Annotated in this window: 24 protein-coding genes, 2 tRNA genes and 1 pseudogene; 17 read left to right on the top strand and 10 right to left on the bottom strand. The window is 64.6% G+C overall.

From position 1 onward, the window contains the following. Positions 1-2 precede the first annotated feature (2 nt). Entirely contained in the window at positions 3-851 is an 849-nt protein-coding gene (locus ABEA07_RS11960; RefSeq protein ID WP_345538048.1) for a helix-turn-helix transcriptional regulator, read from the bottom strand. Positions 852-1016: 165 nt separating this feature from the next. Continuing rightward, positions 1017-1838, bottom strand: a complete 822-nt coding sequence (locus tag ABEA07_RS11965) for an IclR family transcriptional regulator (protein WP_345538049.1) — start codon at positions 1836-1838, stop codon at positions 1017-1019. A 163-nt stretch (positions 1839-2001) separates the two neighbouring features. Between ABEA07_RS11965 and ABEA07_RS11970 the strand changes: the two are divergent. After that, positions 2002-2238: pseudogene (locus ABEA07_RS11970) on the top strand (3-isopropylmalate dehydratase small subunit); the annotation flags it as partial. Here ABEA07_RS11970 and ABEA07_RS11975 read toward each other — a convergent pair. After that, positions 2232-2465, bottom strand: coding sequence for a RuBisCO large subunit C-terminal-like domain-containing protein (locus ABEA07_RS11975; RefSeq protein ID WP_345538050.1), 234 nt, complete (start codon positions 2463-2465; stop codon positions 2232-2234). The pseudogene ABEA07_RS11970 and the gene ABEA07_RS11975 sit on opposite strands and share 7 nt — an antisense overlap. A gap of 12 nt (positions 2466-2477) precedes the next feature. After that, positions 2478-2774 carry a hypothetical protein gene (locus ABEA07_RS11980; protein WP_345538052.1) on the bottom strand — a complete coding sequence of 99 codons (297 nt, stop codon included), beginning with the start codon at positions 2772-2774 and terminating at the stop codon, positions 2478-2480. A gap of 306 nt (positions 2775-3080) precedes the next feature. On the opposite strand from ABEA07_RS11980, the gene ABEA07_RS11985 reads away from it, so the two are divergent. From ABEA07_RS11985 to ABEA07_RS11995, 3 genes are read left to right on the top strand one after another with little or no spacing between them, the layout of a single operon-like run. Further along, on the top strand, positions 3081-4253 hold the full coding sequence (locus ABEA07_RS11985) for an alpha/beta hydrolase family protein (protein WP_345538053.1): 1173 nt from the start codon (positions 3081-3083) through the stop codon (positions 4251-4253). Positions 4254-4293: 40 nt separating this feature from the next. Next, positions 4294-5460, top strand: coding sequence for an acetyl-CoA acetyltransferase (locus ABEA07_RS11990; RefSeq protein WP_345538055.1), 1167 nt, complete (start codon positions 4294-4296; stop codon positions 5458-5460). 14 nt (positions 5461-5474) lie between these two features. Beyond that, complete coding sequence (locus ABEA07_RS11995; protein WP_345538146.1) at positions 5475-7046, top strand: acyl-CoA synthetase; 1572 nt, start codon at positions 5475-5477, stop codon at positions 7044-7046. A gap of 61 nt (positions 7047-7107) precedes the next feature. Here ABEA07_RS11995 and ABEA07_RS12000 read toward each other — a convergent pair whose 3' ends face one another. After that, positions 7108-8319 (bottom strand): NAD(P)/FAD-dependent oxidoreductase, encoded by a 1212-nt coding sequence (locus ABEA07_RS12000; RefSeq protein ID WP_345538056.1) that lies wholly within the window; start codon positions 8317-8319, stop codon positions 7108-7110. Positions 8320-8413: 94 nt separating this feature from the next. Further along, positions 8414-9355 (bottom strand): LysR family transcriptional regulator, encoded by a 942-nt coding sequence (locus tag ABEA07_RS12005; RefSeq protein ID WP_345538058.1) that lies wholly within the window; start codon positions 9353-9355, stop codon positions 8414-8416. Positions 9356-9544: 189 nt separating this feature from the next. Here ABEA07_RS12005 and ABEA07_RS12010 point away from each other — a divergent pair, with 189 nt between their 5' ends. Genes ABEA07_RS12010 through ABEA07_RS12055 form a run of 10 tightly spaced genes read left to right on the top strand, consistent with a single transcriptional unit; the run spans position 9545 to position 21520 of the window. Beyond that, positions 9545-13096 (top strand): indolepyruvate ferredoxin oxidoreductase family protein, encoded by a 3552-nt coding sequence (locus ABEA07_RS12010; RefSeq protein WP_345538059.1) that lies wholly within the window; start codon positions 9545-9547, stop codon positions 13094-13096. A 38-nt stretch (positions 13097-13134) separates the two neighbouring features. Beyond that, positions 13135-14106: a TRAP transporter substrate-binding protein DctP gene (dctP, locus tag ABEA07_RS12015; RefSeq protein WP_345538060.1), complete on the top strand. Its 972-nt coding sequence runs from the start codon at positions 13135-13137 to the stop codon at positions 14104-14106. A gap of 5 nt (positions 14107-14111) precedes the next feature. Further along, entirely contained in the window at positions 14112-14684 is a 573-nt protein-coding gene (locus tag ABEA07_RS12020; protein ID WP_345538061.1) for a TRAP transporter small permease, read from the top strand. After that, entirely contained in the window at positions 14681-15997 is a 1317-nt protein-coding gene (locus tag ABEA07_RS12025) for a TRAP transporter large permease (protein ID WP_345538063.1), read from the top strand. The genes ABEA07_RS12020 and ABEA07_RS12025 overlap by 4 nt, the downstream gene beginning before the upstream one ends. Continuing rightward, complete coding sequence (locus ABEA07_RS12030; RefSeq protein WP_345538064.1) at positions 15994-17658, top strand: AMP-binding protein; 1665 nt, start codon at positions 15994-15996, stop codon at positions 17656-17658. The genes ABEA07_RS12025 and ABEA07_RS12030 overlap by 4 nt, the downstream gene beginning before the upstream one ends. A gap of 8 nt (positions 17659-17666) precedes the next feature. Then, positions 17667-18089: an acyl-CoA thioesterase gene (locus ABEA07_RS12035; protein ID WP_345538066.1), complete on the top strand. Its 423-nt coding sequence runs from the start codon at positions 17667-17669 to the stop codon at positions 18087-18089. Positions 18090-18133: 44 nt separating this feature from the next. After that, positions 18134-19267 carry an FAD-dependent monooxygenase gene (locus ABEA07_RS12040; protein WP_345538067.1) on the top strand — a complete coding sequence of 378 codons (1134 nt, stop codon included), beginning with the start codon at positions 18134-18136 and terminating at the stop codon, positions 19265-19267. Between the two features lie 27 nt (positions 19268-19294). After that, the gene (gene gtdA / locus ABEA07_RS12045; RefSeq protein ID WP_345538068.1) at positions 19295-20341 is read left to right on the top strand and encodes a gentisate 1,2-dioxygenase; all 1047 of its coding nucleotides are present in this window, start codon (positions 19295-19297) and stop codon (positions 20339-20341) included. A 31-nt stretch (positions 20342-20372) separates the two neighbouring features. Continuing rightward, positions 20373-21227: a fumarylacetoacetate hydrolase family protein gene (locus ABEA07_RS12050; protein ID WP_345538069.1), complete on the top strand. Its 855-nt coding sequence runs from the start codon at positions 20373-20375 to the stop codon at positions 21225-21227. Continuing rightward, positions 21224-21520: a hypothetical protein gene (locus ABEA07_RS12055; protein ID WP_345538070.1), complete on the top strand. Its 297-nt coding sequence runs from the start codon at positions 21224-21226 to the stop codon at positions 21518-21520. Before ABEA07_RS12050 ends, ABEA07_RS12055 begins: the two co-directional genes overlap by 4 nt. Before the next feature lie 104 nt (positions 21521-21624). On the opposite strand, the gene ABEA07_RS12060 is transcribed toward ABEA07_RS12055, so the two are convergent. Further along, a tRNA-Arg gene (locus tag ABEA07_RS12060) sits at positions 21625-21701 on the bottom strand. A gap of 125 nt (positions 21702-21826) precedes the next feature. On the opposite strand from ABEA07_RS12060, the gene ABEA07_RS12065 reads away from it, so the two are divergent. Together ABEA07_RS12065 and ABEA07_RS12070 are read left to right on the top strand one after the other, a co-directional pair. Continuing rightward, positions 21827-22021, top strand: a complete 195-nt coding sequence (locus ABEA07_RS12065) for a hypothetical protein (protein ID WP_345538071.1) — start codon at positions 21827-21829, stop codon at positions 22019-22021. 78 nt (positions 22022-22099) lie between these two features. Beyond that, positions 22100-22321 carry a hypothetical protein gene (locus ABEA07_RS12070; RefSeq protein ID WP_345538073.1) on the top strand — a complete coding sequence of 74 codons (222 nt, stop codon included), beginning with the start codon at positions 22100-22102 and terminating at the stop codon, positions 22319-22321. A 57-nt stretch (positions 22322-22378) separates the two neighbouring features. Here the strand turns inward: ABEA07_RS12070 and ABEA07_RS12075 are convergent. The 3 genes from ABEA07_RS12075 to ABEA07_RS12085 form a co-directional block, all read right to left on the bottom strand. Next, positions 22379-22455, bottom strand: a tRNA-Pro gene (locus tag ABEA07_RS12075). A 51-nt stretch (positions 22456-22506) separates the two neighbouring features. After that, positions 22507-23211, bottom strand: a complete 705-nt coding sequence (locus tag ABEA07_RS12080) for a glutathione binding-like protein (protein WP_345538074.1) — start codon at positions 23209-23211, stop codon at positions 22507-22509. Positions 23212-23311: 100 nt separating this feature from the next. Beyond that, entirely contained in the window at positions 23312-24997 is a 1686-nt protein-coding gene (locus ABEA07_RS12085) for an FAD-dependent oxidoreductase (RefSeq protein ID WP_345538075.1), read from the bottom strand. Positions 24998-25142: 145 nt separating this feature from the next. Between ABEA07_RS12085 and ABEA07_RS12090 the strand changes: the two genes are divergently transcribed. Next, positions 25143-26024: a GNAT family N-acetyltransferase gene (locus ABEA07_RS12090; RefSeq protein ID WP_345538076.1), complete on the top strand. Its 882-nt coding sequence runs from the start codon at positions 25143-25145 to the stop codon at positions 26022-26024. Positions 26025-26059 lie beyond the last annotated feature (35 nt).

Below are 26059 nucleotides of genomic sequence, written 5' to 3' on the forward strand. Positions count from 1 at the left end.
GGTCAGTGCAAGGCGCCGGAAGCGGCGAGCTCAAAACGGTGCCCGCGCCACTCGCTCCAGTGCGCCAGGTACCACGTGAGCAGTTCGCGTTCGCTGCCGATCGCAAGACGGTGATAGGCGCGCTTGCGATAGGTCTTCACAGTCTCTTCACTGACCGATAAATCCAGTGCGATGCCGACGGAGGACATGCCATACAGGATGCGCGAGGCGACCTCGGCTTCGCGCCTGGGCAGCGCTTTCGTGGCATCGATGCAGTGCTCGATCTCATCGAGCGCCGTGAGCGCTTGCGCCACGTTGGGGCGCGTGCGCCGGATGTCTGCATGCTTGGCTAGCACGGCCATCAGGAATTCGGCGGAGTGAGCAACCTGCTCGATTGCACCGTCGGCAAACGGGGCATTTGGGTCCGCGCGCACGATGCTCAGGCCGAAGTCCGCGTTCATGGTGCGGCCACAGAGCAGCAAGCGGTCTCGGACGTTGGGAAATACGCTGGGACGCAGCGCGGCGTAGCCGTCCGCGGTGAAATCCATGTGGATGATGCTGGGGCGGGCTGCGTGCACGCAGCGCTGCGCTTCAGCCATCGCCGGGTCGCGTTTCCACCAGCCTTGGTTGACATAGGTTTCGACCCGGTCCCGCGCCGTTCGCTCCGGCTCGACGCAGCAGGCCGCGACTTCGCGCAGTTCGTTCTGCTGCAAGCGGAATGCCGCGAAGTGATCAGCGCCGCAGAGTTCATTCAAGAAGCGGGCAAGCGCGGGACCAAATCTGTCTTCACCGATGGTATCTACCAGAGCGGGGAGGGCCGCGTCACGCATGGACATACAGGCCGTTTCCTGGCGAAGGGTCATCGTGGTCATCGCTTGTCTCCTGAAGGGCCTAGCGGCGAGACCCGGCAGATTCGCAAAGGTCGCTGACGTTCTCGACAGAGTAATCATATTACTCTCAACGTAATCCAACCCCTATGGGGATTACCCTCGGGCCGATCGGCTCAGCCCACAAGACCCGTAGACACTGCGCTTCTTTCAGGAGGCGCCCATGCGCCGGGAGACCTGCCTTGCCTTCGCTCGCAATGCTTGTGCGATGGGTCCCGCCAGTTCAACGTCGATGACCCCCGCCGGCCCCATCACGGTGATCACCCCCGCAATGCCACCGGCATGGTCGAACACAGGCGCGGACAGGCCGTGCAGGCCGGGGTTGAGGTCTCCGCGCACCTGTGCCAAGCCCTGCTCCCGCACATGCTGGAAGAGGGCTTCCATCTGTTCCTTCGTCAGGCGCGGAATCGTGGATGGGCTGGCGCCGGGATGGCGTTCGCCGGCCAGTTCCCTGCGCAAGAAGGGCTCCGTGATGCTGCGCGGCATGTACGCTCCGAACACGCGGCCGGTCGAAGACGACAGGAGCGGCATGACGGAACCGGGACGGCCGCTGACGATCAAGGCGTCGCTGCTCTCCTCGACGCGGACGAAGGTAGGGCCGGCGGCGCCCCAGATCGCGAGGCCGGTGGTGTAGCCCACCTCGTCGCGCAACTCCCCGAGAGCCTGCGCTCCGACGTTCACCACATGCAAGTGCCGGATCGCCGCGAGACCCAGACGCACCGCAAGCGGCCCGAGCCGGTATCCACCAGAAGCAGGGTCGCGCTCCGCCAGGCCGCCGCGGCAGAAACTCACCAGGTAGCGATGTGCCTGTGGGGGCGGCATCTCTGCACGCTCCGCCACGGTCTTGAGCATGAGCGGGGGGCCCATTTCCACCAAGGCGGTGAGCACTCGCAGGGCAGTATCGACTGCTTGCACACCGCCGCTTTCGACATCGGCGTCGCGGTCGGCCACACGTTCGTGCTCGCCTTTCATTCCCCGGACTCCTGTACTTCCATGCCTCGAAGGAAAGGAGCCTAACACGCTGATTGTGGTGTTTGGTATCGACACCTGCGGGCCTGTTCAGCTCGTGTCGGCTTAGCCTTGTCGATCTTCGACACGCGCAAGGCAAGCGAAAGGGACGTGCTGGCGCCTGGTTATGCAAGCCTTCATGACGGTGCGCTCCGTGATCGTCCCCCTCGATCGCGCCAACGTGGACGCTGACGCCATATTGCCGAAGCAATTCATGAAGTCGATCCGGCGGACGGGATTCGGTGCGAACCTGTTCGACGAGTGGCGTTACCTGGATCCGGGTGCTCCCGGCAAGGAGGCATGCTTGCGCGAGCCCGATCCCGACTTCCCTCTGAACCAGCCTCGCTACCTGGGCGCTCAGATCACGCAGCTGCCACCCGCGCGCTGCACCTGGTCATGGCGCCTGCGCATCTCGTCCACCGTACCGGTTATGTTGATGGCGTACATCGGCATGCGGCCCAGGCGATCCGCGTGGCGGTGCAGCACGGGCATCACTGCGGCCAGCCGCTCGTCGAATGGCGCGTGCACAGGGTCGGCAGTGAGCTCGTCGTCCTTGAGGAAGTCGATGCCGCCGGCCAGCAGCGTGTCCACGAGCGCTGCGGTTTACTGCGCACTCAGGCCGATGCTGGGCTTGATGATGGTTCCGATGACGGGTCGACCGTACACCCCCGTCCGGGCACGGGTGCCGGCCACGCCGAACTGCGGGCCTGGGAAACGCTCTGCCCACGTTGGCGGCAGATCGACATCAAGCAGGCGGCCACCCGTGAGCTCGCCCAGCTCGTACAAATTGCCCGCCACGGTGGCGAGCAGCGTCGGCAGGTTGGCGCCGACGTTATCCACCGGAAAAGCGATCTCGACTTCGCCGCGGTGGTACGGACCGGCATGGCCGCGCCGGTTCACCAGCGCACTGTTCAGCGACGGTTGGAACGCGACTTCCTGGGGCGTGATTCGCAGGACTCTCGCGCGCGCCCCTTCAGCTCGTCGGTCTCTCCCGGCAGCTCCAGGAAGGTGCCGGAGGACTGCTCGCCAGCGATGATCTCCGCCGCCTTTGGTAGCGACTCCGGACTCTCGACAAAGTAGCGGGCGACGAATTCAGAGCGATTCGGGGCTTGCGGCATCGTGGCATGACTGTCCGGCCGGGTGCGCACGGTGTCTGTCCCCTCGTGGGGGACTGCAGGGTCGCCGGCTCGCCCCTAGAGTGAGCCCATGACTCAAGCCTTCGACATCCAGACCGAGTGGGTGCACCTCCAGTACGAGGAGCGCGCCACCTTCACCGAGACGTACGGTTTCGCCGGCAACCAGGGGGCTGTGAACCTGGAAGGAATCCGCTTCCGGCCGCAAGGACACGCCTCGGACACGCTCATGGTGTTCATGCACCCGGCATCCACGCTGCAGTTGCTGCCGGTGCCTCGTGCCATGGCGGCAACGGGCGCGCACGTGCTGTGTGCGGGCAGCCGTTATCAGCGCAACGACGCGGCCCTGATCATGGAAAAGGTGCTGCTGGATCTGGGCGCCTACATCCGCCACGCGAAGGAAGTGTGGGGCTACAAGTACGTGGTCCTCGTTGGGTGGAGCGGCGGCGGCGCGCTCGCCGTGAGCTACCAGGCGGAAGCCGAGAACCCCAGCGTGACGCACACGCCCGCTGGCGATCCTGTCAATGTGAAGGATGCTGGCCTCATCCCGGCGGACGCCATCATCTACCAGGCCGCGCACTTGTCGCGCGCGCATCTGCTGGCGGAGGCGATCGATCCCTCGGTTCGTGACGAAGCGAATCCGGACGATCGCGATGTCGAACTCGACATCTATGACCCCCGCAACCCCAACCAGCCGCCGTACTCGCAGGCGTACGTGGTCCGCTACCGCGCGGCGCAGCTTGCCCGGATGCGGCGCATCACGTCCTGGGCAAAGGGCAAGCTGCAGGAATTGAAGGAACGCAACACCGGCGAGATGGAGCGGCCGTTCATCGTCCACCGCACCTTGGCCGATCCGCGGTTTCTCGATCCTTCGCTCGACCCGAACGACCGCAAGCCGCGCTGGTGCTACATGGGCAATCCCGAGACGGTGAACACCGGGCCTGTCGGTCTGGCGCGTTTCACCACCTTGCGCTCGTGGCTTTCGCAATGGTCGCTCGACGACTCCTGCGGCAACGGCCTGGAGAACGCGAGGCGCATGCAGGCGCCCCTGCTGGTGATCGAGAACAGTGCGGACGACGCGGTGCCGCAGACGCATCCGACCATGCTGTTTGAAGCCGCCGCATCTGCTGACAAGACCTTCCGCATTGTCAAGGGCGCTACTCACTACTACGCCGGGCAGCCCGAGCGGCTGAAAGAGGCCACTGCGCTGATCCGAGATTGGCTCGTCGATCGCAAGCTGCTGTAAGCCACTTGATTCCCCACTCTTTCTCACACAGAGGACCACCATGAGCAACGCATACATCGTCGGCTGGGGCCACACGCCTTTCGGCAAACTCGACAAGCTGGACTTGGAGCAGATGATCCGTGACGCGGTGCAGCCCGCCCTCGACAGCGCGGGCCTGGAGCCCAAGGACATCGACGGCATCTTCGTTGGGCACTTCAACGCTGGCTTCGTCGGCCAGGACTTCACGGCGTCCCTTCCAGCGGTGGCCATGCCCGAGTTCCGCCACACGCCGGCAGTGCGGGCCGAGAACGCCTGCGCCACCGGCTCCGCGGCGATTTGGGCTGCACTCGACGCGATGGCAGCGGGGCGCATGAAGCGCACGCTGGTGATTGGCATGGAGAAAATGAACGAGCTCAGCACGCCGCAGGTGGCGGCGACGTTGATCAAGTGCTCCTACGTGAAGGAAGAAGGCACGGATCCCGCAGGCTTCGCAGGGATCTTTGGGGGCATCGCCAGCAAGTACTTCGAGCGCTTTGGAGATCAGTCCGATGCGCTGGCGGCGATCTCGGCCAAGAACCACAGCAACGGCATGCACAACCCTTACGCGCACATGCGGCGCGACTTCGGATTCGACTTCTGTCGCACCCCATCGGAGAAAAATCCGTTTGTGTCGGGTCCTCTCAAGCGCTCGGATTGCTCACTCGTCTCCGATGGCGCCGCTGCCCTGGTGCTGTCGAACGAGCCGTTGCGCGGTGCCAAGGTCGCGCCCGTTCGCTGGCGCTCGCGCACGCACGTCAACGACTTCCTGCCAATGTCGCGGCGGGACCCGACGCGCTTCGAAGGCGCAGCGCTGGCTTGGCAAAAGGGACTTGCTTCCGCGCAAGCTGGCCTGGCAGAGCTGTCGTTTGTCGAGACGCACGACTGCTTCACGATCGCGGAAATGCTGGAGTACGAGGCGATGGGCCTCGCGCCTCACGGGCAGGGTGCACGCGTCATCCTGGATGGCGTCACGCGCAAGGACGGCAAGCTGCCGGTCAACCCCTCGGGCGGGCTCAAGTCCAAGGGGCATCCCATCGGCGCCACTGGCGTCTCGCAGCACGTCATGGCGGCGATGCAGCTGTCGGGTACGGCGGGAGGCATGCAGGTGCCCAATGCGAGCGTGGGCGCCGTGTTCAACATGGGCGGCTCCGCTGTCGCCAGCTACCTGAGCATCCTGGAGTCTGCGTGAACGCTGCACAGGTGATGAATCTCGGGCAGTTGCTCACGCAGACCGCCCGCCTGTTCCCCGACCGTCCCGCATTGATCCGGGGGGAACGGACCTGGACCTGGGCCGAAGTCGAGCAGCGCGTGGCCGCGATGGCGGACGCTCTGCGCGCACTTGGCCTTTGCAAGGGTGATCGCATCCTGGTCCAGTCGCGCAACAATTTGCAGTTGTTCGAGAGCTGCTGGGTGGCGTTCCGCCTCGGTTGCGTCTGGGTGCCGACGAACTTCCGCCTCACGCCGCCCGAGGTCGCCTACCTGGGTGCCTCCAGCGGCGCGACGGCGATGATCGCGGAGGACGTGTTCGCCGGCCACGTCGACGCGGTGCGCGCAGAAGCTACAGCGCTGCAGCATGTCATCACCATCGGCGAGCCGCGGACCGGCGAGCACGGCTACGAAGAGCTCGTTCGCAACCACCTGGGGGCGGAAGGCGCACACGAAACGGTCGCGTACGACGATCCGCTCTGGTTCTTCTACACCTCCGGTACGACTGGCCGCCCGAAGGCCGGCGTGCTCACGCATGGCCAGATGGCCTTCGTGGTGACGAATCACCTTGCCGATCTCATCCCCGGAACGAGCGAGCGTGATTGCTCCATCGTGGTGGCGCCGCTGTCGCATGGCGCGGGCATTCACGCCTTGCTGAACGTCGCTCGTGGGGCAGCGGCCGTGCTGTTGCCCGGCGAGAAGCTGGACCCGGAGATGTTCTGGCAAGCGGTGCAGAGGCATCGCGTGACCAACGTGTTCACGGTGCCGACCATCGTCAAGATGCTCGTGGAGCATCCCGCGGTAGACCGATATGACCACTCCAGCCTGCGGTACGTGATCTACGCGGGAGCGCCGATGTACCGCGCGGATCAGAAGCTCGCCGTGCAGAAGCTGGGCAAGGTGCTGGTGCAGTATTTCGGGCTGGGCGAGGTCACTGGCAACATCACCGTGCTGACCCCCGAAATGCATTCGGCCGACGATGACGATCCGAACGCGAACATCGGCTCGTGCGGCCGGCCTCGCACCGGGATGGAAGTGGCCATTCTCGACGCCGAGCTCAGGCCGGTGGCGATGGGTGAAGTGGGGGAGATCTGCGTGCGTGGACCCGCGGTGTTCTCCGGTTATCACGACAATCCCGATGCTACGGCGAAGGCGCTTCGCGGCGGATGGTTCCACACCGGCGACCTGGGGAAGCTGGACGGGCGCGGCTTGCTGTACATCACCGGCCGCGAGTCCGACATGTACATCTCGGGAGGTTCGAACGTCTATCCGCGTGAAGTGGAGGAGGTGTTGCTCACGCATCCCGGCGTGGCAGAAGTAGCGGTCCTGGGCGTGCCGGACCCGAAATGGGGCGAAGTCGGTGTTGCGGTGGTGGTCCGGCGTGAAGGCGCGCAGTTCGATGGCGACGCGCTCCTGGCGCATCTCGAAAGCCGTTGTGCGCGCTACCGGTGGCCACGCCATGTGTTCTTCTGGGACACGCTGCCGAAGTCGGGCTACGGGAAGATCGTCAAGAAGGACATTCGGCAGCTGCTCTTCGAGCGCGGAGATCTGCGGTGTTCTTCCCCTTGAATTGCGCAGTCCTTCTACGAGGCTTCAACATTGATCGACTAAAGGCTCCCGATGCCGAGGCTCAAAGCATCTTGAGCGTGAATCCGGGCTCGCGTGCCTGAGCCGGCAGCACGCGAGTGTGCTTGGCGAGAAGCCTGCGCGCAAGCATGTGGTCCGCCGGCCGATTTACTGATTCGACCGCGCACAGCACGCCGTCCGAAATACAGAGAACGGAGAAATGTCCGGCGGCTACATCGCCGGTCAGCACACGTTCGTCAGCGTCGCCGCGCAGCCCGGCGATCTGAAGCTTCAGGTTCCCTTGATCGCTCCAGAACCACGGCACTGCTTCGTACGGGACCGCGGCATGTCCCGCGAGGCGAGCCGCCACCGCGCGCGCCTGATCGGTTGCGTTCTGGACCGATTCGAGTCGAACCCGCGGGCCACCATCGCGCCTCGGGAATGATGCGACGTCGCCGATGGCGGACACTTGCGGATCCGCGGTGCGCAACATGGCGTCCACGACAATTCCATTGTCGACCGCAAGGCCTGCTTCTTTCGCGAGCTCGACCCGAGGAGTCGCACCAATACCGACCAGCACGATGTCGGCCGGAATTCGCTCGCCACTCGTCGTGACGACCGCGGCGACTTTTCCACCTTCTCCCTCGAGCCGTTCCACGCCGGTCTGCAACAGCAGCTTCGTGCCAAGCGCGCGATGCGCGTCGCCAAATGCAAGGGCGCACTCCGGAGACAACACTCGGGCCATCGGACGATCGGCGATATCCACGACTGTGACCTCGTGGCCGAGCAGCCGCGCTGAAGCAGCAAATTCGAGGCCGATGAAGCCCGCGCCAATCACGGCGATACTCCTGCAGCCCGCAAGCGCCGCGAGGAGCCGATCGGCATCACCCAGTGTTTGCAGGGGCAGCACACCGGCAAGCTGCGCGCCTGGGACCGGCAACGACCGGGGTCGCGAGCCGGTCGCAATGACCAGGTGATCGTAGGGCAGGGGCTCTCCGTTACCGATTTTGACCTGCCGTGTACCACGGTCGATCCGCTCTGCCACACCCGAGACCAGAGTGACGCGGTGCTCGCTGAAGAAGGCCTCTGCCCGAAAGACGAGATCGGCGGCGCATACCTTGCCGAGCAGGTAGGCCTTTGAGAGAGGCGGACGCTGATAGGGCAACCCGCGTTCCTCGGAAACAAGGGACACGCGGCCCGCGAAACCCTGCTGTCGCAAGGCGGCTGCGCATTGGAAGCCGGCGTGTCCGGCTCCGAGTATCACGACGCTCTGCATGACTCTGCTACCTCGGTGTGAGGGGGGCATGTTCTTCTGGATCTGCCCACGCGTATGTCCCGCTGCGGGGGACGCCGACAGCAGCCCGCGGCGATCACGGGGTCCGCTTCGAGGGTAGGGCAGTGTCGGTCGGTGTTCCGAAAAGACGAACAACAGATTCACGCAGCCACCGGATGGCGGGATCCGCATTGAACCTGGGATGCCAGAACTGCTTGACCGCGTACGGCTTGATCTTGATGGGTGGTTCAACGATGCGGAGGTTCTCCAGGCGCGTGTAGTAGTCCGCAATCGACCGAGGTACCGTCACGATCATGTCTGTTGTCGCAATGATCGCGGGCACCGTGAGGAAATGAACGGACGCGAGCTGAACCCGCCGCTGGAGCCCCATTTCCTTGAGCTTGGTTTCAAACAACTCGCCGCTGCGGCCCAGCGGCGTCACCACGGCGTGCGACAGCTGCAGAAATTTTTTCATGCCGATGCGCGACGACTTGACTTCCGGATGGTTGGCACGTACCAGGCAAACGAGTGTGTGCATGAAAAGCGTTTGCGCATAGAGCGCCGGCCGGTGCAGATTCGGGAAGAAGCCGAGGGCCAGGTCGCAGCGACCTTCCTCGAGTGCAGCTTCGATGTCCTGCCTCGGGAACGTCTCGCATCGCAGGTTGCAAAGAGGTGCCTCGCGCTCGAGGTAGGCCATCAGCGGCGGCGCGAAGTGCAGTTCACCGACGTCCGCCATGGTGACGACGAAGTCGCGCCTGGAAGTGGCTGGATCGAACGTCTTTCGGTGAAGAACTGTCTCGTCGATGCCCGAAAGCGCCGCGACCGCGCATTCAACGACCTCCGTGCACCTGGGCGTCGGCAGCATTCCCGAAGGGGATCGCACGAACAGAGGGTCTCCGAGGCTCTTGCGGAGCCGGCCAAGGGCAAGGCTCGTTGCCGGTTGGCTGAGCCCCAAGTCCGCCGATGCCTTGGAAACGCTGCGCCATCGATGAAGGGCAACCAGCACACGCAGAAGGTTCAGGTCGAAGCGCGTGGACATTTACAGAGCAAATAATGAAATTAAGGCGGTGTTTATTGCCTAAATCTCCGTGCCGGTCAATCCTACGGATCCTTGACAGCAAGAGCACGGGCATCAGCCACCCGGCAGCCGGAGACAACACATGCAGATCCTGGGGATTCCGGGCGGCAACGCCGATTCGTATGCGGACTTCACCTTCGGAGTGAATCCGTGACGCGCAGCCTCGATGCTCGCTTCGAAACGGATACGCCGGTCGCATTCCTGAACGGGAATCACGCGCTGATCCGCATGATGGTGGAGCAGATGCGCTCCGACGCTGCAGCCGGCCTGCGCACCAAGGCCTTCGTCACTGGTTATCCCGGCTCCCCTTTAGGAAGTATCGACATCGCATTGCGCCAGGCGCGGCGAACCCTCGATGCGCATGGAATCACGCATCAGCCTGCGCAGAACGAAGAGTTTGCCGTCTCCATGCTGAGCGGCACGCAGATGCTGGACGAGCACCCACACCCGGACATAGACGGGGTGGTGGGCTACTGGTACGGAAAGGGCCCAGGGCTGGATCGTTCCGGAGACGTTCTCAAGCATGCGAACTTCGCGGGTACGAGCCGTCATGGGGCCGCCGTCATTCTGAGCGGTGAGGACCACGAGGCAAAGAGCTCCACGGTGCCTTACCAGCAGGATTTTTCCTTCGAGCACCACGGCATGCCGGTGCTGTATCCATCCTGCGTGCAGGAGTTTCTTGACTACGGCCTGCATGCTGCGGCGCTGTCGCGGTACTCCGGCTGCTGGGTGGCCCTGAAGCTCGTTGGCACGCTATGTGACGGGGGCGAGGTGGTGCAATTGCACCCTGCAGGGATCACGACTCGAACGCCGGATCTGCAGATCGCAGGCAAGCCTTTCGCCAAGCTCGCCAATCACCGCTTCTTCCCGGTCACCAATGTGGAGACGGAACGGCGCCTTTATGACGAGCGCCATGCCGCTGTGCTGGCCTACTCGCGGGCGAACGGGCTCAACCGGATCGTGCGATCGTCACCGGGCGACCGGATCGGAATTCTCAGCGCGGGCAAGAGTTGGGCGGACACCATGCAGGCCCTCGAGGATCTCGGACTCGACGCGCGAGCGCTCGAAGCGAGCGGCATCCGGCTGGCCAAGGTCGGACTGCATTGCCCTTCCGACAGCGAGTTCTTTCGCGAGTTCGCCGACGGTCTCGAAACGGTGGTCGTGGTCGAAGAGAAGCGGGACTTTCTCGAAAGGCAGGTCGCTGCAGGGATCGTCGGAACCAGCGTCCGCGCACTGCTCGGAAAACAAGACGCGGACGGAACCCGCCTCTTCCCCATCGAAGGAGGCATGACCAGCGACATGGTGGCCGAACGCCTGGGGCGGGTGTTGGCGCGCAGCATCACCTTGCCGGAGCGGGGCCGCGAGCGCGTTCGATACCTGCAGCAGAAGACCGTGCAGCGCAGCCCCGCCTTGCCCGGGCGTGCACCGAACTATTGCTCGGGCTGCCCCCACAACATTTCCACGCTGCTCGCGCCAGGCCAGATGGCATGGGGCGCGCCAGGTTGCCACCTGTTCGCGGCACTCATGGACAAGCCGCAGAAGCGCGTCGAAGCCACGACGCCCCTGGGTGGCGAAGGGGTGCCTTGGCTGGGACTCGCCCCGTATACGAGCCGCCCTCACATCGTTCAAAACGTCGGCGACGGCGCCTTGTTCCATTCCAGCTACCAGAACATCCGCTTTGCGATCACCACGGGAGCGAACATGACGTTCAAGCTCCTGATCAACGGTGTTCTCGCGAACACCGGCGGGCAGGAAGCGGTGGGCGCAAGCGCGATAGCGGATCTGTCCAGCCGCCTGTTGCAGGACGGCGCGTCCCGCGTGGTCCTGATCTCGAAGGAGCCTGGTCAGTACGCAAAGGTGCAGCTTCCCGCCGGCCTGGTGCGTCGTTCACCCGACGAGCTCGAACAATCCATGAAGGAACTCTCGGAAACTCAGGGCGTCACCATCCTGATCTACGACGGGGCCTGTGCGAACGAACGGCGGCGACGCCAGAAGCGGGCGCTGCTGCCCGCGCCCGCAGTGTTCACGTTTGTGAATGAAGAGGTGTGCGAGAACTGCGGCGACTGCGGCGCCAAGGCGAATTGCATGTCGCTGCAGAAGGTGCCGACGGAGTTCGGTGCCAAGACGCAGATCCACCAGTCCACGTGCAACCAGGATCAGGCCTGCATCCAGGGGGAATGCCCTTCTTTCGTCACGGTCGAAGTAGAGCCCGGCAAGGGACTTCGCAGGCCGGGTCTGCCCTCCATCGACCCAACAGGAATTCCGGAGATCGAACCAAAAGCCTTGGAGGCGCCGTACCACGTGTACATCCCGGGTCTCGGCGGATCCGGCGTCCTGACGGCCAGCGCCATCCTTGCACAGGCGGCCGCCATGCAGGGGCTGCAGGTGAAGACCTATGACCAGACCGGAGCGTCCCAGAAGTGGGGCGCCGTGCTCTCCAGCCTCATTCTTGCGCCCGCGGATCGGCCGCCGCACACGAACAAGGTCGGTATCGGCAAAGCGGATCTGTACCTGGCGCTCGATCTCCTGGCCGCGGTGGACGTCAGCAACCTGAAGTGCTGCGATGCCGAACGCACGCGGTCCGTCATCAACGCCGGCGTGTTCCCGAACGGAGAGGTCATCCGGGACTCCCGCAAGACGCTTCCGACGCAGGAGTTGTGCGATACCGTCGCTGCCGCTGTCCGGGTCGACGGCTCCTTGACGCTGGATGCCCAGCGCATCGCCGAGGCGCTGTTCGGCGACTACATGATGACCAACATGGTGGCCATCGGTGCTGCCTACCAGGCGGGCTGGCTGCCGATCCGCGCGGAGTGGATCGAGGCCGCCATTGCGCTGAACGGCACCCAGGTGGACGCGAACACCACGGCCTTCCGTGCGGGACGGCTGTGGGTGCACGCGCCGGCGCAGATCCAGGCATTGGGCACGCTCTGGCTGCAACCGCTCGCGGACCGTACGGAGCGGCTGCGTGCCCTCCGCAGCGAGGGCAGGTTGGGCGAACTGGTCGCCTTCGAGCCGCAATTGGCAAAGCTCTCCGCGCAGCTTCGTGACCGTGTCCTGCTGCGTGCTGTGGATCTGGCGGACTACCAGAACATTGCGTATGCGGTCCGTTATCTGGAGCGGGTGACGTCCGCAGTCAACGCCGAGGCAGCCGCGCGCGGAGAGCGGCACGCCTATGAGGTGACCGCGGCCGTTGCCGACAGCCTGCACAAGATGATGGCGTACAAGGACGAGTACGAGGTGGCCCGCCTGCTCACCAAGTCAGGCTTCGAGCAACGCGTGGCCGACATGTTCTCCGGGAACGTCCGCCTGAAATACAACCTGCAGCCGCCTCTCGCACGCACGCTGGGCCTGAAGGGAAAGGTGCGCGTCGGCAGATGGATGCATCCCGTGCTGAAAGCCCTCGCCGCGCTGAAGGTCCTCCGTGGGACGGCGCTGGATCCATTCGGTGCACTGCCGTCACGACGGGAGGAGCGAGCCCTTCTCGCCTGGTACGAGGGAGTGCTGGTCGAAGGCCTGCGGCTGCTCGACCGGCGCAATGCCGCAGAGGTCGCCGAGCTGCTGCGGCTGCCCCAGACCATTCGCGGCTACGAGTCCGTGAAATCTGCGGCTGCCGCGGACGCAAAGGTCCATGCGCAGCGCTTGCTGTCTGAGTTGAGTCGGCCTCGCAAGATCGAGATTGCTCCGGTCGCGCTGGCGGCCTGACCCACGTTCCTGGTTCTACAAATCACAACGGAGACATCATGACCAACACCTTCAAGCGCCTGGCCGCAAGCGCCGCCTGGGGCTTCCTGGCCATCTCGGCCGCGGCACAGGAAGCTCAAATTCGGCTCGTAACGGCATTCCCTGAGAACACGGCCTTTTCGCAGGAAGTGGTGAAGTGGAGCGAGCGGGTGAACGCGCAGGGCAAGGGCCTTGTCAAGATCAACTTCATCGGCGGCCCGCGGGCAGTCCCGACCTTCGAAATCGGCAATGCGGTGAAGAGCGGCGTTGTCGACATGGCCCTTAGCCCTGGCGCTTTCTACACGAATGTGTTTCCCGAGGCGGACATGCTCAAGATGGCGCAGATCCCGGTTGCCGAGCAGCGCAAGAACGGCGCCGTCGAGTACATCAACGCGGTCTGGAACGAGAAGGGGAACATGCAGTATCTCGCCCGAATGGTCGAGGGTTACCCATTCCACATCTTCTTGACGAAGAAGGTCGACAAGCTGGATCTCACCGGCAAGAAGATCCGCGTATCTCCAGCGATTCGGCCGGCGGTGCAGACGCTGAACGGCAACGTGATCAACATCCCGCCGGGCGAGATCTACACCGCGCTGGAACGTAGTGTGATCGACGGGTACGGCTGGTCGATCGGCGGCATCTTCGATCTCAACCTCGCGAGTCATACGAAGTACCGCATCGATCCCGGCTTCTATGACGCTGACGTGTCGCTGATCATGAACCTGGACAAGTGGAGGGCCATGACGCCGCAACAGCGTGATTTCATCCAGAAGATGGCCATGGAGGTGGAGGCCAACACGGCCTACTGGCGCAAAGAGGGTGAGGACGAGAAGAAGAAGCAGAATGCTTCGGGCATCCAGCCGCTGACCTTCAGCGCAACGGACACCGCAAAGTACCTCGATGCAGTGTACGAAGCGGGCTGGGCCGACCTTATCAAGACCAGCCCGGTGCATGGACCGAAGCTGCGCGCATTGCTGTCCAAGAAGCCGTGACCAGCATGGCGCACCAACAAGCCTTTGCCGCGGCAACTGGAGGCCACATCACGGAAGCTGTGGAGGCGGCCCTCGGGCGCCTGTACGAGCTCATGATGTTGCTGGCCTGCCTGCTGCTGCTCGTCATGGTGAGCTCTATCACGCTCGATGTGATGATGCGGAACGTGGAGATCCCCGGCCTGCCTCGCGGATTTGCCGCCTCCAACGACATCTCCGAGTACGCCTTGTACTTCTGCACGTTACTGGGCGCCCCTTGGTTGCTGCGGGCAGGCCAGCACATTCGTGTCGACATCGTGCTGCGCGCAATTCCGCCCAGGCTTGCCTACGGTTGTGAGTGGATCTCGGACATTGTGGCCCTTGCAGGTTGTGTCGTGCTGGCATGGGTGGGCGTTGTCATGGCCTTCAAGAGTTATGCAAGCGGTGCAATCCAGATCAAGAGCATCGTCATCCCGGAATGGTGGGCGATGGCGCCGCTTCCAGTCGTGTTTGCGCTGCTCGCCATTGAGTTTGCATTTCGCATGCGGCGCCTGGCGCATGGTCCCAAGGAGCCGCGTTCCGACGCGGTGTCTGCAGCATGAGTGCCTGGATCCTTCCTGCGTGGCTGCTCCTTGGCGGGTCCACACTCCTGCTCTTTGTCGGCTTGCCGGTGGCGTTCGCCTTCCTGGTGACCAACCTGGTCGGTGCCTGGATCTATCTGGGGGGTGAGGCTGGATTGGGCCAGCTGGTGCGAAACAGCATCGTTGCGGTGACCAGCTTCTCGCTCACGCCAATCCCTCTGTTCATTCTCATGGGCGAGATCCTTTTCCACACCGGCTTGGCCGTGAAGGTGATCGAAGGCGTCGAGCGGCTGATCACGGGAGTGCCGGGCCGCCTGGCGGTCGTCGCAGTCGTTGCCGGAACCGTGTTTTCCGCGATCTCCGGATCGACGATCGCCACCACAGCCATGTTGGGCTCCCTCATGGTGCCCGTCATGTTGCAGCGGGGATACCACCCGACCATGGCCACCGGCCCCATCATGGCGATCGGTGCCGTGGACATGCTGATCCCTCCGAGCGCGCTTTCCGTGCTCCTGGGCAGCCTCGCCAACATCTCGATCTCAGGGCTGCTGATCGGCGGGATCGTCCCCGGCATTCTGCTTTCGATCGGCTTCGTCGCCTGGATCGTGCTGCGCTCTGCAATGAATCCTTCCTTGGCACCGGCCACTGATTTCAAGCACTTCCACGGGTGGGAAAGATTCAACCCGTTCTTCAAGTACGTGCTGCCGCTGCTCTCGATCTTCGCAGTGGTCGTCGGTGCCATGGTGGCGGGTTGGTGCACGCCGACCGAGAGCGCGGCCCTGGGCGTGGTCGCGACGCTGGTCATCGCCCTCGCTTACCGCGCGCTGTCGGTGGAAGCGTTGATGAAGTCACTGCGCGGAACGATCGGAATCTCGGGGATGATCCTGTTGATCATCATGGGCGCGACCACCTTCGCGCAGATTCTCACCTTCTCCGGTGCGTCCAATGGCATCGTCGAGGCGATCACCGGCACCGGACTTGGACCGATGGCGATCATCGCCGGGATGATGCTGATCCTGATCTTCCTGGGCATCTTCGTCGACCAGGTGAGCATGATGCTCATCACGATTCCCATCTTCATGCCGATCGTCCAGAAGCTCGGGGTCGACCCGATCTGGTTCGGAATCATGTTCCTCATGTGCATGCAGATGGGCCTGCTGCTGCCCCCGCACGGCCTGCTTCTGATGACCATGAAGGGCGTCGCTCCGTCGACCGTGAGCATGGCCCACATCTTCCGGGCTGTCGTGCCCTACGTGGCGATGAGCATGCTGCTGCTCGCCGCCATGTTCTTCTTCCCACCCTTGGCCACCTGGCTGCCAGGAATCATGAAATGAGCGGAATCGAAACCCGCCCCCGACTGCCTCTCCCCGGGGTCGTCTACACGCCTGCGGCGCAGGCCGATCGATACCTTCGGGAAGGCGCGTGGCGGCCGACGACGATCGGGAACGCGCTGCAGCAGGTCGCCCGCGAGAATCCGCAGAGAGCCGCCTACGTCTGCGAAGACCGCCGCATCAGCTTTGCCGAAGTGGACGAGAAGAGCTCGCGATTGGCCGCAGGACTGCGGGTGCTGGGGCTGCGGCCTGGAGATCGGGCGATCTTCCAGATGGGAACCGGCATCGAAACGGCGCTGGCGCTCTTCGGCTGCTTCAAGGCAGGCGTCCTGCCGGTATGCACGATCCCGCAGTACCGCTCCGTGGAGATCTCCGCGTTGGCCCAGGCGACGCAACCCAGCGCCTTCTTCGTGCAGGCCGACGTTTCGCCCAACTTCGACCAGGTGGGCTTCGCCGCCGAGATGGCTGACGCACACCACATGCCGCACCTGCTGGTCGGCGGGGGCGATACGGGCTCGCCCGGGCGCAGCATCGAATCGCTGATCGCGCATCATCCATCGGAGTTGCCGCAGGAGGAGTGGAACTATTGCGATGTTGCGGCTCTGCAGCTGTCCGGTGGCTCTACGGGCGTGCCCAAGGTCATTCCCCGCTACCACGGCGAGTACCTCGCGCACACCAAGGCATGGTGCGACCACTTCGGGTGCGAGGAAGGTGACGTGGGGATCTGGGCGCTCCCCATGCTGCACAACGCCGGGATGATGTTTTCGGTGTTGCGTTCCGTGCTCTATGGCGCCACGACCGTGCTGATGCCGAAATGGGATGTCGCCCGCTTCTTCGCGCTGCTGGAACGCGAGCGCGTTCAGCATGCCTTCACGATCGGGCCGCATGCACCCTCGATTGCCGGATATCCGGGCGCAGCAAATCATGACCTTTCCGCACTGCAGCTCACGCTGACGCTCATTGGCGCGGAGCCGATCGAGCGCGGCACAGCACGCCCTGCGACGAACATGTACGGCATCACCGAGGGCCTGGTGCTTGCCGGCGCACCGCAGTTCCCGCCAGCCATCCGGCACGGCTCCATCGGAACGGTTTGCTGGGAGCACGACGAGGTTCGCGTTCTGGAGCCCGGCACGGAGACGGAGGTCCCTTTCGGCGAACCCGGGGAGCTGTGCTTCCGCGGCCCGTCGTCGCTGCGTGGCTACTACGGCGCCCCCGAAGTCACGGCCGCATCCCTGACTTCCGACGGGTTCTTCCGGACTGCGGACATGGTCCGCGCCAGCCGTGAAGGCCCGCTGACCCTCTACCACTTCGAAGGCCGCATGCGCGACAACATCAATCGCGGCGGCGAGAAGTTCGGCACGGAGGACATCGAGCTGTTGCTCGCGCGGCACCCGCAGATTGCGGACGGAAAAGTTGTCGCCATGCCGGACCCGATCTACGGCGAAAAGGCATGCGCGTACCTGATCCCAAGAAACGGTGCTGCCCTCCCGTCTGTGCCGGAGCTTGCGGCATTTCTCATTTCGCACGGGCTCGCCAAGTACAAGTGCCCCGAGCGTATCGAGTTGGTCACCACCTTCCCGATCACGCGCGTGGGAAAACTCGATCGGCAGCAGATGCGCCAGGCGATTGCCGAGAAGCTCGCAGGCGAGGCCCGGGGAAGGTAAGCAGTCTCATGCGCCAATACTCCTATGACCGTCGCTTGAACTGGAGCGAATGTGATCCGGGCGGGATTGTTTTCTTCCCGCACTACGCGCGGTGGATGGTTGATGGGCTGAACGAGATGTTCCTCAGCCTCGGCATCGATCCAAACGCGCCGACGGGTGGCGATGCATTGGGCGGCCTGCCCGTACTCGGCCTTTCAATGAAGTTCGTGAGCGCGCCCGCGCTGCACGAAACCGTTACACACCAGATCACCGTGCTGAAGGTCGGTGGCAAATCGATGGCATTCCAGCATCGCTTCTTGCGCGGCGACGAGTTGCTGATGGAGGCGGAAGAGACGCGCGTGTGGGCGGAGCATCCGCTCGGCAACCCACGCGCACTGCGCACCCTGCAAGTCCCAGAGCACGTGCGGGCCTTGCTGCAGGCACCAGCCTGAGAGGCTGGGCAAACCGACAACCCCATGAACAAGGGACAAGAAAGATGAAGGTCAACATCCTCGGTGGAGGTCCGGCGGGCCTGTACGCCGCCTACCGTATCAAGTGCGAGCTGCCCGATGCTGACGTGACGGTCTACGAGCAGAACGACTCACGGACGACCTTTGGCTTCGGCGTGGTGTTTTCCGACAAGGCGCTGGAATTCCTCGGCGCGGAAGATTCGGAAACGCTGCCTCTTATTACTGCGGGCCTCGAGAAGTGGAGCGATATCGAGCTGCGCGTGCACGGCGAACGTATCCGAATCGATGGGGTCGGGTTCACCGCCATCGCGCGGCTGCGCCTGCTCGAGATCTTGCGCCAGCGCGCGCTATCCGTAGGGGCGGACCTCATCAACAGCCACTTGGTGCGCGACTTGGCAGAACTGGAGGGCGCCGACCTGTTGATCGGCGCCGACGGGGTCAATTCCCTGGTGCGCAAGACGCATGAGGCGGAGTTCGGCACGCAGGTCACCCTCTTGAACAACCGGTTCGCGTGGTTCGGCGCAACTCGCCCTTTTGAATACCTGACGCAGACGTTCAAGGAGCTCGCACAGGGCAGCATCAATGCGCACCACTACCGCTACACGCCTTCGATGAGCACCTTTCTGGTGGAGGTAAATGCCCATACCTTCGAGCGCGTGGGCTTCGACCGCATGACGGAAGACGAGTCCAGGGCTTACTGTGAAGAGGTCTTTTCCGAGGAACTCGACGGCGCCAGGCTGGTGACCAACAAGTCGCTGTGGCGCCGCTTCCCAGTGATCAGCAACAAGCGCTGGTGCGTCGGCAATCGGGTGCTGGTCGGTGATGCGCTCCGTACCGCGCACTTCTCGATCGGCTCCGGAACGCGGCTGGCGCTCGAAGATGTGCAGGCACTCGCACATGCGCTGGCCAGCCACCCGCGCAACGTCCAGGATGCACTCGCTGAGTTCGAGGCACAGCGGCGTCCCATCGTGGACAAGCTGGCGGCCGCGGCAACCCGCAGCGCGACCTGGTACGACCGCTTTGCGGAGCACTTGAAGTTGCCGGCCTGGGAATTCGCCATGAACTACATCAGTCGGTCAGGGCGGATCGACACCGAGCGTCTCAGGGCCATGTCACCGCACTTCGTGGCGGGGTACGAGGCTTGGCGGAAGGCAGCGTGACCAGGGACTTCAACTGAGGATATCGAGATGAACGACAGTGGAATGTTGCAGGCCGATAACGCGGCACGAGAGCGCTACTACGACGAAATTCGGCCGTTGAACCTCGCTCCGCTATGGAGCGTACTGAAAGGCCTTGTCCCCGCCCAACCTGTGCCCGCGGCCGAGCCATGCAAGTGGGCTTGGGACGAGGTGTATCCGCAACTCCTGCGCTCAGGCGGGCTCATCTCTGCGGAGGAGGCCGAGCGCAGGGTCCTGGTGCTGGAGAATCCTGGCTTGCCGGGCAAGTCAAAGATCACCGACACGCTCTATGGAGGGCTGCAGTTGATCCTGCCCGGCGAGACGGCGCCGGCGCACCGGCATACCCAATCGGCACTGCGCTTTGTTCTTCACGGGTCCGGCGCGTACACCGCAGTCGAAGGTGAAAAGACACCGATGCAGCGCGGCGATTTCATCATCACGCCGCATTGGACCTGGCATGACCACGGGCACGAAGGGAGCGAGCCCGTTGTGTGGCTTGACGGGCTAGACGTTCCACTCGTCTCTTTCCTGCGAGCTGGCTTCCGTGAGGAATACACGCAGAAGGCGCAGACCACATCCCAGGCAGCAGGCGAGAGCGCGGCGCGCTTTGGCTCTGGCCTGCTTCCGCTCGACTATGTTCCTCACGGACTCACCTCGCCGCTGTTCAGCTACCCCTACGCGCGCTCGCGCGAAGCCATCGAGATGCAGGCGCGATCCGCGCCGCCCGACCCGCACTTGGGCGTATGCCTGCGCTATGTGAACCCGGTGACGGGGGGCTGGACGATGCCGACGATCGGCACGGTGCTGCGGCACTACCCCCAAGGTTTCGCGACAAGGCCTTACCGCTCGACCGACAGCACTGTCCTTGTCGGCCTCGAAGGCGAGGCTGAAGTCCGGGTGGCCGGGACCACCATGCGTATCGGCCCAAATGACATCGTCGCTGTACCAGGCTGGAGCGAGTGGACCGTCTCGGCGCAGCAGGACACTGTTGTCTTCAGTTACTCGGACCGCCCGGTGCACGAGAAGCTCGGGCTCTTGCGCGAACTCCGCGGCTGACCAAGCCGCTTCACCTTGAAGAACCTGTTCCATGAAGCTTTGCCTATTTAACGACTACAGGATCGGAATCGCCGTTGAGGAGGAAGTCGTCGACGTCACCGAGGCGTTCGCGGCTGTCCCGAAGCCCGCTTGGCCGTACCCACAGTCCGACTGGGTGATCCAGCATTTCGACGATGTGCGCGCCAAGGTCGAGGAGTTGTCCCGAACCAGCGCGCGCATCCCCTTGTCGGAGGTGAAACTGCGCGCCCCGGTCGCTAACCCGGGCAAGATCATCGGCGCGCCGATCAATTACAAGGACCACATTGCGGAGGCCAACGCCGACACACAGATCAATCATGGCAAGACGTTCACCGAACTGGACCAGTTTGGCCTGTTCTTGAAGGCGAACAGTTCACTGATCGGCTGCAGCGAGGAAATTCAGATTCCTTTCGCTGACCGCCGCACGGACCATGAGGTTGAACTCGCGGTCGTCATTGGCCGTAAGGCCAAACGCGTGCCTCGCAAGGAAGCACTGGACTACGTGTTCGGCTACACGATCGGCCTCGACATGACGGTGCGTGGCCCTGAGTTCCCGACGTTTCGCAAGTCCCCCGACACCTTTTGCGTGCTCGGACCGTGGATTGTCACGAAGGACGAGATCGCCGACCCGAACGCGCTGGATCTGAGCATCCGCGTCAACCGGGAAGTGAAGCAGGCATCGAACACGAAGTACCTGATCTTTGACGTGCAGCGCCTCATTGAGTACGCCTCGGCCATCTATACGCTCAACCCGGGGGACGTGATCATGACCGGCACGCCGGCGGGGGTAGGGCCCGTCGCACCCGGCGACGTTCTGGAGGCTCTTGTTCCGGAAATAGGGGCCATGACCGTGCGCGTTGGGGGATGAGCACCAGGCCCGGCCTTGCCTTCACGACCCTGACCCTGCTCGACAGCACGCCGCCTTCGCAAGTGCAGGAGCAGTTCTGCCAAGCCCGCAAGAAAGTCGGCGACGAAGCCGGCAACCGGGTCACGTCTTTGTGGAGTCAGCGGAGGCCGCTACAACGTCATTTCGCGGTACCAATGCACTTGCTACGCGCTGACCCCAACCCGACGGGCGAGATCCGTCGTCGCGTCGGCGCTGCTCGCGACATCGAACGCGATGCCGAGCAGGTGCTGAGTACGGTAAAGCCAAACAAATAGCCCACCTGTGAGGTGTGGGCTAAGTGCTTGTTTTGCAAAAAGAATCTTGGCTCCTCGACCTGGGCTCGAACCAGGGGATCGGCTGAGCTGTGCGCAAGAGGTGGTGGCCTGCCCGGAGGGAATCGAACCCCCGACATTCGGCTTAGAAGGCCGATGCTCTATCCAACTGAGCTACGGGCAGTGAGGAAGGTCCGCGATTCTACGGCGTGCCTCGTCGGCGTCGGCGTGCGCCGACAGCTTCAGAGGACTTTGCCCGAGACACGCGGATGGCCGGCATGGCCAAAGTGGCTCCATTTGGAGATTGGCATGAGCACAGACCGCCGCCCGCAGCGCAAGGACGATGAGCCGGAAATCGGCTTCGAGGAGTCGATTCCCCTCGACGGCCGAGACCCGGTGGGAGAACAGATGATCGAGGATCTGGGGCGCCATCGCCGGGAGTCCGATGACGCGCCGTCCTCGCCGCCGGCCGAGCCGATGCCCGAGCAACTGCCTGTCAGTTGAAGTGCCCGGCCCCGTTTGGCTTGAACACCGGGGCGACCGGGCGCATGATCCGCCGTGTCCCGAGCACGGAGTTGCCAGATGAGCACCAAGGCTGCGCGTCGCGAGTATCTGCAGGCGGTGGCCGAGTTCCAGCGGGCCTGTCGCGATTTCTCGGCTGGAATGACGCGGGTTCTGGAGCCTCCCCCGACAGAGCCAGCTTCGGAGGAGGTGGGTTGGATCGTCCGTGCGATCGGAACCAGCAAGCCGCCGAAGCGGGCGCCCAGAACCCGGGCGATGGGCTCGGCCGAAAAGAAAGCTTGACGCCCCTGAAATGGAAATGCCGGCACGGACCTGTGGGCCGTGCCGGCATTCGATTGGTGGTCGGGGCGAAAGGATTCGAACCTTCGACCCTCTGCTCCCAAAGCAGATGCGCTACCAGGCTGCGCTACACCCCGACGAAGCCGGGATTCTAGCCTGCGCCCAGGGCCGGATTCCGGGAACCCCGCTCAGCGTCGCTCGTATTGCGTCTTGCCGAACAACATCTCGCGCGCCTTGTCGTCGGTGATGGGCCGGCGCAGGTCGGCCAGCACCTTGACGCCGCGTTGCACGGCAGGCCGCGCCGCGATGCCCTCGAACCACTTTTTCAGGTGCGGAAACTCGTCGAGCACAATGCCCTGGCCTTCCCAGTTGCGCAGCCACGGGAAGATCGCGATGTCGGCGATCGAATAGCTCTCGCCGGCGATGAACGCATGGTTGGCGAGCTGCCGGTCGATCACGCCGTAGAGGCGGCGGGCCTCGTTGCTGTAGCGTTCGATGGCGTAGGGGATTTTTTCCGGCGCGTAAAGGCGGAAGTGGTGGGCCTGGCCGAGCATGGGGCCGACGCCGCCCATCTGGAACATCAGCCACTGCAGCACCTCGTAGCGGGCGCGGTCGCCCTCGGGGAGGAACTGCCCCGTCTTGCCGGCCAGGTACACCAGGATGGCGCCGGATTCGAAGAGTGAGATCGGCTTGCCGTCCGGCCCCTCGGGGTCGGTGATGGCAGGGATCTTGTTGTTGGGGCTGATCCGCAGGAAGGCCGGCTCGAACTGGTCGCCCTTGCCGATGTTGACCGGGTGGGCGCGGTAGGGCAGGCCGCATTCTTCCAGCATGATGTGGATCTTGTGACCGTTGGGGGTGGGCCAGGAATAGACGTCGATGGGGGCTTGGGGCATGCGCTGTTTCCGGGATGAACGGGAATGAAAAAAGACGGCCGGTCAGCATAGCGGCCGGCCGCGCTTCGTGCAGGCGGCCGGCCGGATGCCGGCGGCTGGCTCAGGCGACCGCGCCGGCGCGGGCCAGGTGCTTGTGGATCAGGGCCACCACCGCCGCGCCTTCGCCGATCGCCCCGCCGACACGCTTGACCGAGCCCGAGCGCACGTCGCCGACCGCGAACACGCCCGGCACGCTGGTTTCCAGCGCGGCGGCCGGCCGGGCCGGAAAGCCGCCACGGGCGCCTTCGCCGGTCAGCACGAAGCCGTGCTTGTCGACGGCCACGCCGCAGCCCTGGAGCCAGTCGGTCTCAGGCACCGCGCCGATGAACAGGAAGATATTGCGCGCGTCGCAGCGGTATTCGTCGCCGCTGCGGCGGTCGCGCCAGCTGGCGCCCTGCAGACCCGCCTCCGGTTCGCCGTGCAGGTGGATCAGCTCGGTGTGCGGGTGCAGCTCGATGTTGGGCGTGGCCTCGATGCGGTCGATCAGGTAGCGCGACATGGTGGCTGCCAGCGAGGGCCCGCGCACCAGCAGGTTGAGCTTGGACACGTGTTGGGACAGGAAGACCGCGGCCTGGCCGGCCGAGTTGCCGCCGCCGACCAGAGCCACCTCCTGCTTTTCGCACAGCTTGGCCTCCAGCGCGGAGGCCCAATAGAAGATGCCACGGCCCTCGAACTCGGTGAGGCGCGGCACCTCCGGCCGGCGGTAGCGCGCGCCGCTGGCGACCACCACCGTGCGCGCACGCAGGCGGCGCCCGTCCGTGAGGCGCACGGCCAGCTCGCCCTCGGTTTCCGCGTGGCTGCAATCCATCGAGGCGGCCTGGGCCGGGATCATCATCTCCACTCCGAACTTCTGCGCCTGCACGAAGGCCCGGCCGGCCAGGGCGCCGCCCGAGATGCCGGTCGGAAAGCCCAGGTAGTTCTCGATGCGCGCACTGGCGCCGGCCTGGCCGCCGAAGGAGCGGCAGTCCAGCACGATCACGCGCAGCCCTTCGGACGCGGCGTACACGGCGGTCGCCAGACCGGCGGGGCCGGCGCCCACCACCAGCACGTCGAACAGATCGTCGTGCTCCGCGGAGTCGACCATGCCCAGGCAGCGGGCCAGGGCGCTTTCGGTCGGGTCGGCCAGGACGGAGCCGTTGGGGCAGGTGACGAGCAGTTCGGCATCGCCGTACTGTTCCAGCAGCGCGCGGGCGTCGGCGTCCTGCGTGGCATCGACCACCTGGTAGGGATGGCCGTTGCGCGTCAGGAAGTTCTGCAGCCGCAGCAGGTGTGCGGATTGCGGCGGGCCGATCAGCACGGGGCCGCTTTCGCCCGATTCGATCAGCGCCACCCGCCGCAGGATCATCGCGCGCATCAGGCGCTCGCCCAGATCGGCCTCGGCAATGATCAGTGCGCGCAGTTGCTCGGGCGGGACCAGCACGGCCTGCACTTCGTCCTCCGCGTGGCCGTCGACCAGGGCAGGGCGGCCCGACAGCTGCGCGATCTCGGCGAGGAACTGGCCGGGGCCCTGGCTGCGGATCGGCACCACGCGCCCGAGCCCGTCGCGCTGGGTGATGGCCACGTGGCCGTCGAGGACGAGAAACATGCCGGCCCCGCGCTCGCCGGCCCGGAACAGGCATTCGCCGCGCGCGAAATGGCGCACGCTGCCGAAGCGCTTGATGCGCGCCACGTCGCAGGGGCTCAGGGCGGGGAACATCTGGTGGCTGCGGGTTTCCACTTCCACCGTGACCGGGGCGTCAGCTGTCATTCGGGCTCTCCAGGGCGCAGGGCGCAAGTCCGGCATTAGACCTCCAAAGGCTCCGGCGCGCGCACCCCGTCATGCAACTGCCATTCGATTGACACGCCTGTTTCATCGCGCGCTCAGAGACTCCGTCGGCAGAAAGGGACACCGTATGAAAGAACTGCCCACGCCGACGTTTCCGTTCTCGCAACTGGGAGCGTGGGAATGGTGCCAGGCACTGTGGCCGGCACCGCTTCACCGGACGAAGACCATCACCGTGCCTGCGGTGGCGCCCGCGCCGGCCAACGAGGTCCCGCAACCGGCGGGCGGCGGCATCAGCGTCAGCTGGGCACGCCACCAGGACGAGGTGCGCGCCGCGCAGCGCCTGCGCTACGAGGTGTTCGCCGGCGAGATGGGCGCGCGCCTGGACACACCGCTGGAAGGCCATGACGTCGACCTGTTCGACGATTTCTGCGAGCACCTGCTGGTGCGCGACGAGCCTACCGGCCAGGTGATCGGCACCTACCGCGTGCTGACGCCCGCCCAGGCCCGCCGCGTGGGCAGTACCTACAGCGACACCGAGTTCGACCTCACGCGCCTGCGCGACCTGCGCGAGCGCATGGTGGAGCTGGGACGCAGCTGCGTTCATGCCGAGCACCGGCAAGGCGGGGTGATCCTGGCGCTCTGGGGCGCGCTGGCCGCCTTCATGAACCGCAACCGGCTCGACACCATGATCGGCTGCGCCAGCATTCCGATGCGGCACAAGGGCGTGAGCAGCGGCGATGCGGCCGCGAGCATCTGGCGCCAGTTGTCGGCGACGCACATGGCGCCGATCCAGTACCACGTGCAGCCGAGGTTGCCGCTGCCGGTGAACCGGCTCGACGACCGCTTGGACGTCGAGCCGCCGGCGTTGATCAAGGGTTACCTGCGGCTCGGCGCCAAGGTGCTGGGGCCGCCGGCATGGGATCCGGATTTCAACAGCGCCGACCTGCCGATGCTGATGCGCATTGAAGACCTGCCGGCACGCTATCGAAAGCATTTCCTCGGTGATTGACAAGCCGGTTGGCACGCCACACATTTGTCATGGAA

Source organism: Variovorax defluvii, assembly GCF_039541515.1.
In the GTDB taxonomy this organism is placed as follows: Bacteria; Pseudomonadota; Gammaproteobacteria; order Burkholderiales; family Burkholderiaceae_C; genus Variovorax; species Variovorax defluvii.

Bases quoted from the DNA above. Each gene is read 5' to 3' on its own strand.
- ABEA07_RS11960 (WP_345538048.1), bottom strand. From the start codon at position 851: ATGACCACGATGACCCTTCGCCAGGAAACGGCCTGTATGTCCATGCGT.
- ABEA07_RS11965 (WP_345538049.1), bottom strand. From the start codon at position 1,838: ATGAAAGGCGAGCACGAACGTGTGGCCGACCGCGACGCCGATGTCGAA.
- ABEA07_RS11985 (WP_345538053.1), top strand. From the start codon at position 3,081: ATGACTCAAGCCTTCGACATCCAGACCGAGTGGGTGCACCTCCAGTAC.
- ABEA07_RS11990 (WP_345538055.1), top strand. From the start codon at position 4,294: ATGAGCAACGCATACATCGTCGGCTGGGGCCACACGCCTTTCGGCAAA.
- ABEA07_RS11995 (WP_345538146.1), top strand. From the start codon at position 5,475: ATGAATCTCGGGCAGTTGCTCACGCAGACCGCCCGCCTGTTCCCCGAC.
- ABEA07_RS12000 (WP_345538056.1), bottom strand. From the start codon at position 8,319: ATGCAGAGCGTCGTGATACTCGGAGCCGGACACGCCGGCTTCCAATGC.
- ABEA07_RS12005 (WP_345538058.1), bottom strand. From the start codon at position 9,355: ATGTCCACGCGCTTCGACCTGAACCTTCTGCGTGTGCTGGTTGCCCTT.
- dctP (WP_345538060.1), top strand. From the start codon at position 13,135: ATGACCAACACCTTCAAGCGCCTGGCCGCAAGCGCCGCCTGGGGCTTC.
- ABEA07_RS12020 (WP_345538061.1), top strand. From the start codon at position 14,112: ATGGCGCACCAACAAGCCTTTGCCGCGGCAACTGGAGGCCACATCACG.
- ABEA07_RS12025 (WP_345538063.1), top strand. From the start codon at position 14,681: ATGAGTGCCTGGATCCTTCCTGCGTGGCTGCTCCTTGGCGGGTCCACA.
- ABEA07_RS12030 (WP_345538064.1), top strand. From the start codon at position 15,994: ATGAGCGGAATCGAAACCCGCCCCCGACTGCCTCTCCCCGGGGTCGTC.
- ABEA07_RS12035 (WP_345538066.1), top strand. From the start codon at position 17,667: ATGCGCCAATACTCCTATGACCGTCGCTTGAACTGGAGCGAATGTGAT.
- ABEA07_RS12040 (WP_345538067.1), top strand. From the start codon at position 18,134: ATGAAGGTCAACATCCTCGGTGGAGGTCCGGCGGGCCTGTACGCCGCC.
- gtdA (WP_345538068.1), top strand. From the start codon at position 19,295: ATGAACGACAGTGGAATGTTGCAGGCCGATAACGCGGCACGAGAGCGC.
- ABEA07_RS12050 (WP_345538069.1), top strand. From the start codon at position 20,373: ATGAAGCTTTGCCTATTTAACGACTACAGGATCGGAATCGCCGTTGAG.
- ABEA07_RS12055 (WP_345538070.1), top strand. From the start codon at position 21,224: ATGAGCACCAGGCCCGGCCTTGCCTTCACGACCCTGACCCTGCTCGAC.
- ABEA07_RS12065 (WP_345538071.1), top strand. From the start codon at position 21,827: ATGAGCACAGACCGCCGCCCGCAGCGCAAGGACGATGAGCCGGAAATC.
- ABEA07_RS12070 (WP_345538073.1), top strand. From the start codon at position 22,100: ATGAGCACCAAGGCTGCGCGTCGCGAGTATCTGCAGGCGGTGGCCGAG.
- ABEA07_RS12080 (WP_345538074.1), bottom strand. From the start codon at position 23,211: ATGCCCCAAGCCCCCATCGACGTCTATTCCTGGCCCACCCCCAACGGT.
- ABEA07_RS12085 (WP_345538075.1), bottom strand. From the start codon at position 24,997: ATGACAGCTGACGCCCCGGTCACGGTGGAAGTGGAAACCCGCAGCCAC.
- ABEA07_RS12090 (WP_345538076.1), top strand. From the start codon at position 25,143: ATGAAAGAACTGCCCACGCCGACGTTTCCGTTCTCGCAACTGGGAGCG.